Source organism: Natrarchaeobius halalkaliphilus, from assembly GCF_003841485.1.
In the GTDB taxonomy this organism is placed as follows: Archaea; Halobacteriota; Halobacteria; order Halobacteriales; family Natrialbaceae; genus Natrarchaeobius; species Natrarchaeobius halalkaliphilus.
Map to the genome: position 1 here is coordinate 375,814 of NZ_REFY01000003.1, position 14,669 is coordinate 390,482.

Genomic DNA, 14,669 nt, shown 5'->3' on the forward strand with positions numbered 1-14,669 from the left:
GACCGCGAACGATAAGACACGACCGAAGTGGTCGATTGGAGTTGCGTTCTCGTCCGTTCACGAGCACTGGTCACGTTCGCTCCGGTCACGGAATCCCTATAGGGGCGACTCTCCAATGGCCGGATAGATGACACGGGTGATACACACGGGCGACACCCACATCGGGTATCAACAGTACAACGCGCCCGAGCGACGACGGGACTTCCTCGAGGCGTTCCGGAGCGTCATCGAGGACGCCGTTACCGCGGACGTCGACGCCGTGGTCCACGCCGGCGACCTCTTTCACGACCGTCGACCGGGACTGATCGACCTCCAGGGAACCGTCGAGGTCCTGCGGACGCTCGCCGACGCCGAGATTCCGTTTTTGGCCGTCGTGGGAAATCACGAAGGGAAACGCGACGCCCAGTGGCTCGACCTCTTCGCGGATCTCGGGCTCGCCGTCCGCCTCGGTGGCGAACCGGAGGTCGTCGACGACGTCGCTTTCTACGGTCTCGATTTCGTTCCTCGTTCGCGACGCGACGACCTCGAGTACGACTTCGGGCCGGTTCCCGACGACGCCGACCACGCGGCGCTCGTGAGCCACGGCCTCTTCGAGCCGTTCGCCCACGCCGACTGGGATACCGAACGGCTGCTCTCGGAGTCGACCGTCGAGTTCGACGCCGTCTTGCTGGGGGACAACCACAAACCCGATACCGCCGAGGTGCTCGACACCTGGGTCACCTACTGCGGGTCGACCGAACGCGCGAGCGCGAGCGAGCGCGATGACCGGGGCTACAATCTCGTGAGCTTCGAGAGCGAGGTCGCGATCAGCCGGCGCGGTCTCACCTCGACGCGCGAGTTCGTCTTCGTCGACGTCTCCCTCGAGGACGACGAGGGAGTGGATCGCGTCCAAGAGAGCGTCCGTCAACACGACCTCGAGGACGCGGTCGTAATCGTCACGATCGAGGGAGACGGAAGGCCAATCGCGCCGGCAGCGATCGAAGAACTCGCCGTCGACCGCGGTGCCCTCGTCGCTCGGGTCAACGATCGTCGCGAGCTACCCGACGAAGAGGAGGCGGTCTCGGTGAGTTTCGCGGACCCCGACGACGCCGTTCGTGATCGCGTCCGCGAACTCGGATTCAGCGACGCCGCACTCGAGATCGACCGGACCGTCCGAGACGGCGATCTGCCCGATTCGACCGTCCGTGAGAGCGTCGAACGGCGGGTTCGGGAGCTGCTCGAGGACGACCACGACGCCTTCGAACCGACATCCGAGCGCGACCCGGAGACGATAACGACGGTCGCAGACCGCCGTGGAAACGGTGGTGATGAGACGGATGGGGGTGCCATCGAGTCGGCGGCCGTCGAGGACGAGACCGACTCCACCGACGGAGTCGACGAATCCGATACTGACTCCACCGACGAGATCGACGGGTCCGACACGAACGACACCGACGAGCGGATTGAGAGAGCCGATCGAACCGATGAATCCGACTCGACGGAGTCGGACGAACAGGCCGATGCGTCACTGGGTGATTTCGCGTGAAAGTCGACCGGATTCGGCTCCGAAACTTCAAGTGCTACGGCGAGGCCGACCTCGATCTGGATCGCGGCGTCACGGTCGTCCACGGCGTCAACGGCAGCGGGAAATCGACGCTGCTCGAGGCCGTCTTCTTCGCGCTGTACGGCTCGAAAGCACTCGACAATCGGACCCTCGACGACGTCATCACGACCGGCGCGGACGACGCCGAAGTCGAACTCGAGTTCACCCACGACGGACGGGCGTTCCACGTCGAGCGCCACCTCACGCTGCGCGGCGATCGAGCCTCGACCACGAAGTGCGTCCTCGAGACGGGGACGGAGACGATCGAGGGCGCTCGCGACGTGCGCGCCGAGATAACGACGTTGCTGCGGATGGACGCCGACGCGTTCGTCAACTGCGCGTACGTCCGCCAGGGCGAGGTGAACAAGCTTATTCACGCCTCGCCGGGCGAGCGCCAGGACATGATCGACGACCTCCTCCAGCTGGGCGCGCTCGAGGAGTACCGCGAGCGGGCGAGCGACGCGAGACTCGGCGTAAAGACGGTACTCGACGGACAGCGTGAGGTGATCGAGGACGTCCACGGACAGGTCGAGACCAAGGAGGAAAAAGACCTTCACGAGCGCCTCAACGGTCTCGAATCCAAAACAGCCGAACTCGGAGAGCAGATCGGTAACTACGAGTCCCAGCGCGAGCACGCACAGCGAACGCTCGAAACCGCTGAAGACGTTCTCGACCGTCACGAGGAGACGAGAGCGGAGATCGAGACCCTCGGTGACGAAATCGAGACGCTCCGATCGAAGATTTCGGAGACCGAACGCGACCGAGACGACGCGAAAGACGAGATCCGCTCCCTCGAAAGCCGACGGGAAGAACTCGAGGAGGAACGATCAGCGCTGCTTGCCGACTCCGATCTCGAGGACGGAGCCGACATCGAAGCGATCGAGTCACACATCGACGACAGAGAAAAGCGAGACGACGAGCTTCGGGACGAACTAGAGGAGGTTCACGTCTCGATCACGGAGACGAACGGGAACGCGGATCGGCTCCGGGAGGAAGCCGCCGATCTCGAATCCCGCGCGAGTGACGCCCGCGAGGAGATCGCTGACCTCGAGTCGAGACTCGAAGCGGACGAAGAAACGATCACCGAACGCGAGGAGAAACTGGCGGATCTCGACGGCGAGATCGAATCGGCGCGGGCGACGTTCGACGACGCCGAGGTCGCCTTTGGCGAGACCGAATCGTACCTCGAATCACTTCGGGACGACCGCGACGAGCTGGTCTCCGAGATCAACGACGTGACCGCGGAGATCAAGACGGTCGAAAACGCGATCGAGGAGGGGACTGCGCTCCTCGAGGCGGGAAAATGCCCCGAGTGCGGTCAACCGGTCGAAGACTCCCCCCACGTCAACGTTCTAGACGACAAGCGCGACGACCTCGAAACTCTCGAGGAGCGTCTCGAATCCCTCGAAAACGATCGCGACGAACTCGACGAGCGGATCGAACGTGCCGACGCGCGACGGGAGAGCGAACGACGGCTCGAGCGACTCGAGGAAAACCGAGAGAACGCCTCACAGCTACTCGCGGAGAAACGCGAGGCGGTTCAAGAGCGACGCGAGCAACGCGAGCAACTGCGTGAAAACGTCGAGACGTACGAACGGGAGGTGGCGGAAAAACGCGAGAAAGCCGAGGAACTGACTGACGAAGTCGAGACGCTGCAGGCCGAAATCGGAGAGATCAACTCCGAACGCGGGGAGATTTCGACTCGTCTGGAAACGCTCGAGCGGTTGACGGAGATCCGGGACGAACGCGCGGAACGTCTGAACGAGATCGAAACGCTGCGCGAGCGTCGCAGCGACTGGCGGACGCTGAACGACGAGCGTCGCGAGCAACTCTCGGACAAGCGCGATCGAAAGGAAGAACTCGAAGCGGAGTTCGACGAGGAACGAGTAGCGACCGCTCGAGAGGACAGAGAGAGCGCCCGAGAGTATCTCGAGAAGGTCGACGAGAAGCTGACGGAGCTGCGCGAGAGGCGCGACGAAGTCCAGAACGCCATCGGGGCCGTCGAGAACGAACTCGACGAACTGGATCGTCTCCGCGAGCGTCTCGAACGCCTCCGCGAGCGCTGTGATCGCCTCGAGTCGCTGTACGAAGAGGCCGAGACGTTACAGACGACTTACGGTGACCTTCGTGCGGAGCTTCGACAGCGAAACGTCGAAACCCTCGAGCGGTTGCTCAACGAGACGTTCGATCTGGTGTACCAGAACGACTCGTACGCGTCGATCGATCTCGATGGAGAGTACCGGCTGACCGTCTATCAGAAAGACGGCGAGCCGCTCGAGCCCGAACAGCTCTCGGGTGGGGAACGAGCGTTGTTCAACCTCAGTCTCCGGTGTGCGATCTACCGACTTCTCGCGGAGGGCGTCGAGGGGAACGCGCCGATGCCGCCGTTGATTCTCGACGAACCGACCGTCTTTCTCGACTCCGGGCACGTCACCCAGCTCGTCTCGCTCGTCGAATCTATGCGGAATCTGGGCGTCGAACAGATCCTCGTCGTCAGCCACGACGAGGAACTCGTCGGCGCGGCCGACTCGATCGTTCGCGTCGAAAAAGACGCGACCTCGAATCGCTCCCGTCTCGAGCGACGGTCGCCGCCGGAAACGTCGCTTCTCACGTCTGAGACGTAGCGCGGGTCGTTCGATCACCGCGCGGCGGACCGAAACGCGAGAGCACCGTGGCTCTGATTCCGCGTCAGGGCTCACCCTCGAGTCGCGTTTCCGACGGCGAATCGACGATGGGTCCGGTTCGGAAAGTCTCGAGTGCGGTCCGGCAGGACTCGGTGAGTTGATACGCGGGCTCGCCGGCGACCGCCGTCTCTGCGAGCAGTCCGGCGGACGTCAGGACCGTCAACCTGCCGTGGAGGTCGCTCTCACATAGCGTGTAGCGATCGAGCAGCGTGCGGACGTCGATGGGTCCTCGCTCGGACAGTTCGATAAGCAATCCCAGCGTCTCTTCGTCGTGGACGGTCGTCAGGAGTCTTCGGTGTGGGTCGGGGATCGTTCGCGCAGCGGTTTCGAGGGCGGTCGCATCGTCGACAGTTTCGAGGCGGTCGTTCCGTACGTAACACTCGTTTCCGTTCTGTGGGTCACGTACGAGACTCGCGTGTTCGGACTGCTTGAGCAACAGGTATCGCTTGCCGGTGTCGTCCTGGACGGTTTTCATGATCGTTCTGATTCGTCCGGTATCTGTTCCGATGTGTCGTTGGCGGCTTGATAGTTGTGGTATCGTCTGACAGCCAACGCGAACAACACCACGCCACCAACGACAAGCGCGATGCCGTGCGTCGAGAGACCGTTGAACAGCGAAAGGATGAGGCCGAGCGAAACCGCGAGAACGGCGGCATTGACGACGAGAACGATTACCCAGAAGGTCCGTCGAAGGTCAGCGGGTACCTCCGACGGCTCGGGCAACGAGTCGGGTATCTCCGGTGTACCGTTGCCGAACTCGGCCGCGAGGTCGGCGCGTAACGTCGAGCCAGCGTCCTCGGTCGGAACGCGGGGGATCGTAATCGAATCGCTGTCGGGATCCCGAAACTCCGCTTCGGGGTCGTACTCTTCCGGTTCGTTTTCTGCCCGGTCTGGGGCCACACGCGAGTAGTCGACGGGCAAGACGAAAAAACGTTCGCGTTCGACCCGTGCTCTCGAGGTCGTCTCCGATCGGATCGACGCCGGGTAAGCGGTAAAAAGCGAGTCTTCCGGCGATATCAGGCGAGTTCAGCGAGCGGAATCGTCTCGGAGGTTTCCACCCATGCGAGTGGATTTTCGGCGTCGTAGAAGACGACACCGTCGTCGATTTCGTAGGTCTCGATCGTCGCAGTTCCCTTGGGCAGGGTTCGGTTCTCGCTCCGATCCATCACGTCGTCATCGTTCAGGGTAGACACATCGATCACCTGGTTCGTGGTATGTGTTACCATATTATATGTCTTTTTGCTCCTGCAATATCACGTCGTTCGATCGGTCGGATCGCGGATACCACCACACCCGACACGCCGTGAGTCGATTCGCAGGGGTTTTTATTCGGTGGCTTCGAACTCCGATATCATGACTGAGGCGGGCCAGACCGGACTCGCGGAGTTCGGCACGAAGTCCGAAGACCGGCCGGACGAAGAGGCAGTCGCCGTCGCGGGTAACGGTGGCTCGAGCGCCGCTGACGTGGTTGACGTCGTCGAAGAAACCCTCCCGGAATCCCAGGGTTCGCTCGAGCTCGCCGTGATGCAGGTCGACTACACGATCGCGGGCTACGGCGACGACGAACGGCCGATCATGCACGTGTTCGGTCGGACCACCGACGGCGAACTCGAGCACGTTCGGGTCGTCGGGTTCCGTCCATACTTCTATGCGCCGACGGAGACGCTAGAACGGCCGCCCGAAGAGGAATACGACCGACTGACGGGAAGTGCACAGTCGGACGAGGACGGCGATCCCTACGAGAGCATTCGCGGCGAGCGCCTGACAAAAGTGTTCGGACAGACGCCACGTGACGTCGGACAGGTCCGCGACGACTTCGAGCACTACGAAGCGGATATTCTCTTTCCGAATCGGTTTCTGATCGACAAAGACGTTCGCAGCGGCATTCGGGTGCCGGAACGACGGGCCGACGACGACTCGCTGGTCGTTCCACACGTGGAAGTCGAGGCGACGGACGTCGACGCCGAGCCTCGCGTGCTTACCTTCGACATCGAGGTTGAGGATCGTCGTGGCTTCCCGGAGGACGGCGAGGAGCCGATCGTCTGTCTCACCAGCCACGACTCCTACCGCGATGAGTACGTCATGTGGCTCTACGAGGCACCGGTCGGAGACGGCGAGATCCCGGCCGAAATCGACGCCTACGAGCCGATCGAGGGCGACATCGACCACGAGATCCGCAGCTTCGACGAGGAAGAAGCGATGCTCGAGGCCTTCATCGAATACGTCCGAGAAACCGATGGAGACGTCCTCACCGGCTGGAACTTTGAGGATTTCGACGCACCGTATCTCCTAGATCGCCTCGAGGAACTACAGGATCCCAACCACGACTACGACCTCTCGATCGATCGACTGTCGCGGGTCGACGAGGTCTGGCGGAGCAACTGGGGCGGCCCGGACATCAAAGGGCGCGTCGTCTTCGATCTATTGTACGGCTACCAGCGGATGGTCTTCTCCGAACTGGATTCCTACCGGCTCGACGCCGTTGGCGAGGCCGAGCTAGGTGTCGGGAAGGAACGCTACGCCGGTGACATCGGTGACCTCTGGGAAGGCGATCCAACCCAACTGCTCGAGTACAACCTTCGGGACGTCGAACTCTGCGTCGAACTCGATCGCCAACAGGAGATCATCCCGTTCTGGGACGAGGTCCGCTCGTTCGTCGGCTGCAAACTCGAGGACGCCCCGACGCCCGGAGATGCGGTCGACATGTACGTTCTCCACGAGGCACACGGTCGCTTTGCGTTGCCCTCGAAAGGCCAGCAGGAAGCGGGCGAAGAGTACGAGGGTGGGGCGGTGTTCGAACCGATCACGGGCGTCAAAGAGAACGTTACCGTACTCGACCTGAAAAGCCTGTATCCGATGTGCATGACGACGGTCAACGCCTCGCCGGAGACGAAGGTCGACCCCGACGAGTACGACGGGGAGACGTACGTCGCACCGACCGAACCCGACCCGATTCACTTCCGAAAGGAACCGGACGGCGTGATGCGCGAGATGATTACGGAACTGCTGGCCGAACGCGAGGAGAAAAAGGGGCTGCGAAACGAGTACGAACCCGGATCGGCGGAGTACGAACAGTACGACCGTCAGCAGGGGGCTGTCAAGGTTATTATGAACTCCCTCTACGGAGTATCGGGGTGGGAACAATTCAGACTCTACGATAAGGAAGCAGCATCAGCGATCACCGCGACCGGGCGTGAAGTGATCGAATTTACCGAGGTTGCCGCACAGGAACTCGATTACGACGTCACGTACGGTGATACGGACTCAGTGATGCTCGAACTCGGCTCGAGCATCTCGAAAGACGACGCTATCGAGCAATCCTTCGAGATCGAGAAACACATTAATGGGCGATACGACGACTTCGCTCGCGAGGACCTGAACGCCGGCTCCCACCGCTTTCAGATCGAGTTCGAGAAACTCTACCGCCGGTTCTTCCAGGCCGGGAAGAAGAAACGCTACGCCGGTCACATCACCTGGAAAGAGGGGAAAGACGTCGACACCGTCGACATCGTGGGCTTCGAGTACCAGCGATCCGACATCGCACCGATCACGAAAGAAGTCCAGCACCGAGTCATCGAGATGATCGTCAAAGAAGGCGACGTCGAAGGTGCAAAAGAGTACGTAAACGGCGTCATCGAGGACGTCCTCGCGGGCGATATTTCGCTCGAAGAGATCGCTATCCCCGGCGGAATCGGAAAGCGCCTCGACAATTACGACACCGACACGGCCCAGGTGCGGGGTGCGAAGTACGCAAACTGTCTGCTCGGAACGAATTTCCAGCGCGGCAGCAAACCCAAGCGTTTGTACCTCGATCGGGTCGATCCCGCGTTCTTCGAGCGTCTCGAGAACGAGGGGGCGTTCGACGCGCGCACCGATCCGATTTACGGTGCGTTCAAACGCGATCCGGACGTCATCTGCTTCGAATACGACGATCAGATCCCCGGGGAGTTCGAGATCGATTACGACACCATGCTCGAAAAAACGCTCAAGGGTCCGATCGAACGTATCCTCGAGGCGCTCGGCGTCTCCTGGGACGAGGTCAAATCCGGACAGGAACAAACCGGGCTCGATACGTTCATGTGAGCGGGTTCGAAACGCCCGGGCGTTCTCGAATTTCATTTCCGCGGTTCGAAGCGTTCATTCCGACTCGTCCGTGACACCCACCATTTGACGGGAAATATCACCGTATATCGGCCGTTGTACAGCATGAACGATTCTATTTTACCGTTTCGGAAAATTATCTTCTGGCTTTGTTATTGTATTCAATCAGATACGAAACCGTTATCAGGTGGACTCACTAGTACTCACACGACAGAACATATGGCACGTCTCGAACTACGTAACCTACACGCAGAAGTCGCGGAGGGCGACGAGAAGATCCTCGAGGGTGTCGATCTCGAGGTCGAGTCGGGTGAGATCCACGCGCTGATGGGACCGAACGGCTCCGGAAAGTCGACGACGGCAAAGGTCATCGCCGGCCATCCGGCCTACGAGGTCACGGAAGGCGAGGTCCTGATTCATCTCGACGCGAACGAGTTCGGTTCGGACGTCGACATCGACGACGACCAGCGCACCTGGAACATCCTCGAGCTCGAACCCAACGAACGCGCAGCGCTCGGGGTCTTCCTCGCGTTCCAGTATCCGGCCGAAATCGAAGGCGTCACGATGACGAACTTCCTTCGAACGGCGCTCAACGCGAAGATCGAAGAGCGTGAGGAGCTCTTCGAGGGTGCAGACGAAGACGACGAAGAGGCTGGATTCGAGTCGTCTCCGATGGAAGGACCGCAGGACGACGGCGAAGTCGGCGTTGCCGAGTTCCAGGAAATCCTCGCGGAGAAGATGGAACAACTGGATATGGACGAGAAGTTCGCCCGCCGCTACCTCAATGCTGGCTTTTCCGGCGGGGAGAAAAAGCAGAACGAAGTCCTCCAGGCGGCCATCCTCGAGCCGTCGGTCGCCGTCCTCGACGAGATCGACTCCGGGCTCGACATCGATCGCCTGCAGGACGTCTCGAACGGGATCAACGCCCTTCGTGACGAGCAGGGAACCGGTATTCTCCAGATCACGCACTACCAGCGCATCCTCGATTACGTCGAACCCGATCACGTCCACGTGATGCTCGATGGAAAGATCGCAAAGAGCGGCGGGCCCGAACTCGCTGAGGAGCTCGAGGACAAGGGGTACGACTGGGTCCGTGACGAAGTCTACGGCACCGCGTAACCGAATGTGCCTAGAACAACGGTAATAACCCTGCAGCCGTAACCATATACACAATCACATTATGAGTTCCGAACAAGATCACCTCAAAGAGACGGACACCGAAGCTCGGTTCGAGTTCAAAAAAGAGCAGAACGCCGCGGTCAAATCGGGCAAGGGTCTGACCGAGGAGGTCATACGCATGATCTCCGAGGACAAGGACGAACCCGACTGGATGCTTGAGCGACGCCTTCGTGCGCTCAAGCAGTATCACAACATGCCGATGCCGACGGACTGGCCCGGCCAGCCGGACCTGACGCAACTGGATATCGGCGAGATCGTTCCGTACATCCGCCCGGACGTCGACAAGCGCGAAGGCGTTGACGACTGGACGGAACTCCCCGACGAGATCAAAGACACCTTCGACAAGCTGGGCATCCCAGAAGCCGAGAAGAACGCTCTCTCGGGCGTCGGCGCACAGTACGAATCGGAGGTCGTCTACCAGAACATGCAAGATCAGTGGGAAGAAAAGGGTGTCGTCTTCATGAACATGGACCGCGCGGTCCAGGAACACCCCGACCTCGTCAAAGAACACTTCATGACGACGTGCGTGCCGCCGAGCGACAACAAGTTCGCGGCGCTCCACGGAGCCGTCTGGTCGGGCGGTTCGTTCGTCTACGTTCCCGAAGGCGTCACCGTCGAGATGCCGGTTCAGGCCTACTTCCGAATGAACTCCGAGGGAATGGGGCAGTTCGAACACACCCTCATCATCGCAGAAGAAGGGGCGGAAGTCCACTACATCGAGGGCTGTTCCGCGCCGAAGTACGGGTCCCACAACCTCCACTCCGGTGGCGTCGAAGTCTTCGTCGGTGAAGACGCTCACGTCCAGTACTCGACCGTCCAGAACTGGTCGAAGAACACGTTCAACCTCAATACCAAACGTGCGATCTGTGAGGCCGACGGAACGATGGAGTGGATCTCCGGCAGCATGGGATCGAAAGCGACCATGCTCTATCCCTGTACGATCCTCAAGGGTCGCGGCTCGACCGACACCCACATCACCATCGCCTTTGCGGGCGAGGGTCAGGATATCGACACCGGGGCAAAAGTCTATCACAACGCGCCCGACACCAGCTCGACGATCGAGTCCAAATCGATCTCGAAGGACGGCGGCCGGACCAACTACCGCGGCCTCGTTCACATCGCAGACGGCGCGGAGAACTCGAGCACTGCGGTCGAGTGTGACGCGCTGATGTTCGACAACGAATCGACCTCGGACACCATGCCGTACATGGAGATCGAAGAGTCGAAAGTCGACGTCGCCCACGAGGCCACCGTCGGTAAAATCGGTGACGAGGACATCTTCTACCTTCAATCGCGTGGACTCGACGACGACGACGCAAAGAAGATGATCGTCGCCGGCTTCATCGAGCCGATCACGGAGGAACTGCCGATCGAGTACGCGGTCGAACTCAACCGCCTCATCGAACTCGAGATGGAAGGAAGCCTCGGATAACATGTCTATGAGTACGCAGGTACACGCCAACCTCACGGAAGAACAGGTTCGGGAGATCAGCGGTGGCCTCGACGAGCCGGACTGGCTCACGGAGACCCGTCTCGAGGCGCTCGAGGCACTCTCCGACCTGGAGATGCCGGACGTCATCCGGACGCCCGGTCGGGACTGGACCAACCTCCACGAACTCGACTTTGAGTCGCTTGTGGACCCGTTGAACGCGGCCGAAAACAAAGATCAGGTCGGTCCAGCCGACGTGGACGTCCTTCCGTGGACACAAGCCGTCGACGAACACGAAGAGCTGCTGAAAGAGCACTTCGGTTCCGTCGTCGACCCACAGGAGAACTACCTGACGGCCCTGTCGACCGCGCTCTTTAGCACCGGAACCGTCGTCTACGTTCCCGCGGGCGTCGACGCCGAGGACGTCACCATCCGAACCGAGCAGAACTCCCGATCGCTGTTCAACTACACGCTCGTCGTCACCGAGGAATCGTCCTCCGTCACGATTCTCGAGCGTCAGGCGACCGGATCGGAGCGAGACGAACAGTACTACAGCGGCATCGTCGAAGTCGCCGCGGGCGAAAACAGCTACGTCCAGTACGGCGGACTCCAGAACCTCTCGGAAGACGCCTACAACTTCACCGTCAAACGCGCCGACGCGGGCACGTACGCGACGGTCAACTGGATCGAAGGCAATCTCGGAACCCAGCTGACCAAGACCGAGGTTTCGACGGAACTCAACGGCGACTCCTCCGAAACGCAGATCGTCGCTGCCTTCTACGGTCACAACGACCAGCACTTCGACCTCGATGTCAAAGTCTGGCATCGCGCAGAGCACACGACGGCCGATCTCGTTACCCGTGGCGTCACCGACGACGTCTCCCGATCGGTCTACGAAGGCGTCCAGGACGTCGGCCGAAGCGCCTGGGATACGAGTTCCTATCAGCGCGAGAATACGCTCATGTTGAGCGACGAGAGCGAGGCCGACGCCTCCCCGAAGCTCATCATCAACAACCACGATACCGAGGCGAGTCACTCCGCAACGGTCGGCCAGATCGACCAGGAAGATCTGTTCTACATGACCTCTCGGGGCGTCTCGCCGCGCGACGCGCGAAACATGCTCGTCGAGGGATTCTTCGTTCCCGTTCTCGAGGAGATCGCCGTCGACGAACTACGCGACGACCTCGAGGAACTCATTCGGGCGCGGCTTCGACAGCGCGAGTAACACCTCTCGCGTCGGCTCTCGTTTTTGTCTTCCGATATCCGGTGTGAACCGTTCGACCGACTGACGTTCCGGTCGGCGCGACAAACCGTCGATACTTAGGTATCGTCTCTCGAACGTGTCCCACATGGCCACCGCTGAGGACGACGACAACGCCGACGAGACCGGGGGCGTCGGCTCGACCGGCGAGGATCGCTGCACCCGAAAGAAGTGCGTCCTGATCACCGGCTGCTCGTCCGGGATCGGACGGGCAACCGCGCTCGCCTTTCTCGAGGAAAACTGGCAGGTGATCGCGACCGCACGAAACGTCGACGATCTCACCGCTCTGGACGAAGCGGGTTGTACGACGCTCGAACTGGACGTCACCGATCACGACCAGATCACACGCGTCGTCGAACGGACCGTCGAGATCGGCGGTGCGATCGACTGTCTCGTCAATAACGCGGGGTACGCACAGCTGGGACCGCTCGAGGACGTCTCGACGGTCGATCTCCACCGCCAGTTCGACGTCAACGTCTACGGTCCACATCGGCTGATCCGGGCCGCGCTTCCGCACATGCGCGCACAGGGAGACGGTCGGATCATCAATATCTCGAGCGTCATGGGTCGGCTATCGCTACCGGGTTCGGGGGCGTACTCCGGCTCGAAACACGCACTCGAGGCGATGAGCGATTCGCTCCGCGGTGAAGTCGAAGAGTTCGGTATCGACGTCGTCGTGATCGAACCTGGGACGGTCGAGACGAACTTCGAAGAGCGTACCGCGGAGGAGCTTCCGGGAGCCGAACGAACGCCAGCATACGGGACGCTCTACGAGATTATCGGAGACGTTCAACTGATCGGTGGCGGGAACGGAGGACCGTTCGCATCCGATCCCGAGGACGTCGCACGGGCGATCATAGAGGCTGGAACGCATCCCGAGCCGCCGGCCCGATATCCGGTCGGCCCGCTCGGCCGGTTCGGCGTCTACGCGCGATTCCTTCCGGACCGACTGCGGGATGCAGGGTACGTACTCCTGCGAAAAGTCGTCTGAAGGGAGTGTTGTGTTCCGGCCGACAGCTACCGTTTGCCCCCGGTCGTCCGCCCTGAGCCGCTCAACGCAACGTATTTCCAGATCGTTCCCGTTAGCAACACGATAGCACTCACGATGTCGGATGCGACACCGGATATCGTCGACCTCGCGGACACCGTCTCGGCGCTGCTGTATGCGGTTGCCGGATGGCTGTCGATCGCCTTCGGGATCATCGTCGCCGGCGGAGCGATCCTCGGTCTCGTCCAGAGCGGTATCTCTACCGGATCGGCGCTACTCGCGGGATTTATGCTCCTCTCTGCGTTCGTTTTCGTCTCGCTCGGCGTCTTCGTCAATCCCCGGTTTCGCCGCCGGCTGAATCGTCGTCACGGCCGCTCACAGTTCGGCAAAATCCGATCCGTCGATCAACGGGTCGTTCGACCGGACGAATCCCACTCCCAACGCTGCGTTGCCTGTCGGTCTCGAGTCGAAAAGGGACTCGTTCGCCGCTATCGAGAGGAGTACGCGGTCGCAGGGGTTCCCGTCTACACCAGCTCAGAGGGATACAACTACTACTGCCTCGAGTGTGCAACGAGCGATTTTCTCGGTGAGACGACGACCGGGGCTTCTAAACGCGACCTAGCGGTGGGCGACGATCGTCGCTCGACTTCGGCGGACGATCGGACGGAGCCGCCTGACGAACCGAGGGGTGAATCCACAAATCCAAGACGCGAGCGCGAATCCGACGACCAGCTTCGCGAACGGGAGTGATCGAGCCAGCCGGTCTACTGAACCGATCTCTCGGTACAGTCCCAGACGAGTCGCGGCCCCACCGGAACTGATGTCCACCGCAGACCGTCCCATACCTTCCCCGTCTCGGTGGCTACGACAGCCGCCGTGCGATGTCGGCTTCCGTGATGATGCCGACGGTTTCGCCGGCCTCCGTGATCATGACGGCCTTGTAGTGTTCGAGCAGGTTACTGATCTCGTCCAGGGTTGCGTCCTTCGAGACGGTGGGGAAGCTTTCGCTCATGTGTTCTTCGACAGGCTCGTCGCGAACGTCCGAGTCCAGGTGGACGAGGTCTCCCTGGCTGATCGAGCCGACGGGAATTCCGTCCTGAATGATGGCGAGTTGCGAGTACGCTTCGGCCTCCATCTTTCGTGCGGCCTCGCTCACGGGGTCTTCTGGAGCGATACTCACGACGTCTTCGTTCATCAGGTCGTCGGCGCGGACGACGTCGCTTTCTGCCTTCTCGAGGGCGTTGACGATGCGTCGGAGCGTCGAAAGTCTCGGATCGACGTCCCCGCCTTCGATACGCGCGATCAACGGCTGTGAGACGTCGGCTTTCTCCGCGAGCTCGCTCTGGGTCAACCCGAGGTCGGTGCGGCGCTGGCGCAGATCCGCAGGGGTCGGAAGCTCCATACCAGTAGATAACCACGGGTTATAGAAAGTACTTTGGATGGAC

The 14,669-nt window shown here is 61.1% G+C and carries 12 protein-coding genes; 8 read left to right on the forward strand and 4 right to left on the reverse strand.

Features of this window, described 5'->3' with window-relative positions; translation table 11 throughout:
• Positions 1–127: 127 nt before the first annotated feature.
• Positions 128–1,525, forward strand: coding sequence for a DNA double-strand break repair protein Mre11 (gene mre11 / locus EA462_RS08805; protein WP_124178197.1), 1,398 nt, complete (start codon positions 128–130; stop codon positions 1,523–1,525).
• On the forward strand, positions 1,522–4,206 hold the full coding sequence (gene rad50 / locus EA462_RS08810) for a DNA double-strand break repair ATPase Rad50 (protein WP_124178198.1): 2,685 nt from the start codon (positions 1,522–1,524) through the stop codon (positions 4,204–4,206). The genes mre11 and rad50 overlap by 4 nt, the downstream gene beginning before the upstream one ends.
• 64 nt (positions 4,207–4,270) lie before the next feature.
• On the opposite strand, the gene EA462_RS08815 is transcribed toward rad50, so the two are convergent.
• The 3 genes from EA462_RS08815 to EA462_RS08825 form a co-directional block, all read right to left on the reverse strand.
• Complete coding sequence (locus EA462_RS08815) at positions 4,271–4,741, reverse strand: DUF7346 family protein (RefSeq protein WP_124178199.1); 471 nt, start codon at positions 4,739–4,741, stop codon at positions 4,271–4,273.
• A complete protein-coding gene (locus EA462_RS08820) occupies positions 4,738–5,166 on the reverse strand; it encodes a DUF805 domain-containing protein (RefSeq protein ID WP_243641387.1) in 429 nt (142 codons plus the stop codon). The genes EA462_RS08815 and EA462_RS08820 overlap by 4 nt, the downstream gene beginning before the upstream one ends.
• Before the next feature lie 116 nt (positions 5,167–5,282).
• Complete coding sequence (locus EA462_RS08825; RefSeq protein ID WP_124178463.1) at positions 5,283–5,468, reverse strand: DUF7331 family protein; 186 nt, start codon at positions 5,466–5,468, stop codon at positions 5,283–5,285.
• Between the two features lie 151 nt (positions 5,469–5,619).
• Between EA462_RS08825 and EA462_RS08830 the strand changes: the two genes are divergently transcribed.
• The 6 genes from EA462_RS08830 (at position 5,620) to EA462_RS08855 (ending at position 13,974) form a co-directional block, all read left to right on the forward strand.
• Complete coding sequence (locus tag EA462_RS08830) at positions 5,620–8,349, forward strand: DNA-directed DNA polymerase (protein WP_124178201.1); 2,730 nt, start codon at positions 5,620–5,622, stop codon at positions 8,347–8,349.
• A 237-nt stretch (positions 8,350–8,586) separates the two neighbouring features.
• Positions 8,587–9,486, forward strand: coding sequence for an ABC transporter ATP-binding protein (locus tag EA462_RS08835; protein ID WP_124178202.1), 900 nt, complete (start codon positions 8,587–8,589; stop codon positions 9,484–9,486).
• Positions 9,487–9,547: 61 nt separating this feature from the next.
• Positions 9,548–10,978, forward strand: coding sequence for a Fe-S cluster assembly protein SufB (sufB, locus tag EA462_RS08840; RefSeq protein ID WP_124178203.1), 1,431 nt, complete (start codon positions 9,548–9,550; stop codon positions 10,976–10,978).
• A 7-nt stretch (positions 10,979–10,985) separates the two neighbouring features.
• Positions 10,986–12,200: a Fe-S cluster assembly protein SufD gene (gene sufD, locus EA462_RS08845; protein ID WP_124178204.1), complete on the forward strand. Its 1,215-nt coding sequence runs from the start codon at positions 10,986–10,988 to the stop codon at positions 12,198–12,200.
• Between the two features lie 124 nt (positions 12,201–12,324).
• Entirely contained in the window at positions 12,325–13,227 is a 903-nt protein-coding gene (locus tag EA462_RS08850; RefSeq protein WP_124178205.1) for an SDR family oxidoreductase, read from the forward strand.
• 114 nt (positions 13,228–13,341) lie between these two features.
• Positions 13,342–13,974 (forward strand): hypothetical protein, encoded by a 633-nt coding sequence (locus tag EA462_RS08855; RefSeq protein ID WP_207891644.1) that lies wholly within the window; start codon positions 13,342–13,344, stop codon positions 13,972–13,974.
• A gap of 112 nt (positions 13,975–14,086) precedes the next feature.
• Here EA462_RS08855 and EA462_RS08860 read toward each other — a convergent pair whose 3' ends face one another.
• Positions 14,087–14,626: a CBS domain-containing protein gene (locus EA462_RS08860; RefSeq protein ID WP_124178206.1), complete on the reverse strand. Its 540-nt coding sequence runs from the start codon at positions 14,624–14,626 to the stop codon at positions 14,087–14,089.
• Positions 14,627–14,669: the final 43 nt, after the last annotated feature.

What these genes read in the sequence shown, in the direction of transcription:
- EA462_RS08850 (WP_124178205.1), top strand. Translation starts at nt 12,325, where the DNA reads ATGGCCACCGCTGAGGACGACGACAACGCCGACGAGACCGGGGGCGTC.
- EA462_RS08815 (WP_124178199.1), bottom strand. Translation starts at nt 4,741, where the DNA reads ATGAAAACCGTCCAGGACGACACCGGCAAGCGATACCTGTTGCTCAAG.
- EA462_RS08835 (WP_124178202.1), top strand. Translation starts at nt 8,587, where the DNA reads ATGGCACGTCTCGAACTACGTAACCTACACGCAGAAGTCGCGGAGGGC.
- EA462_RS08860 (WP_124178206.1), bottom strand. Translation starts at nt 14,626, where the DNA reads ATGGAGCTTCCGACCCCTGCGGATCTGCGCCAGCGCCGCACCGACCTC.
- sufB (WP_124178203.1), top strand. Translation starts at nt 9,548, where the DNA reads ATGAGTTCCGAACAAGATCACCTCAAAGAGACGGACACCGAAGCTCGG.
- EA462_RS08830 (WP_124178201.1), top strand. Translation starts at nt 5,620, where the DNA reads ATGACTGAGGCGGGCCAGACCGGACTCGCGGAGTTCGGCACGAAGTCC.
- EA462_RS08855 (WP_207891644.1), top strand. Translation starts at nt 13,342, where the DNA reads ATGTCGGATGCGACACCGGATATCGTCGACCTCGCGGACACCGTCTCG.
- mre11 (WP_124178197.1), top strand. Translation starts at nt 128, where the DNA reads ATGACACGGGTGATACACACGGGCGACACCCACATCGGGTATCAACAG.
- sufD (WP_124178204.1), top strand. Translation starts at nt 10,986, where the DNA reads ATGAGTACGCAGGTACACGCCAACCTCACGGAAGAACAGGTTCGGGAG.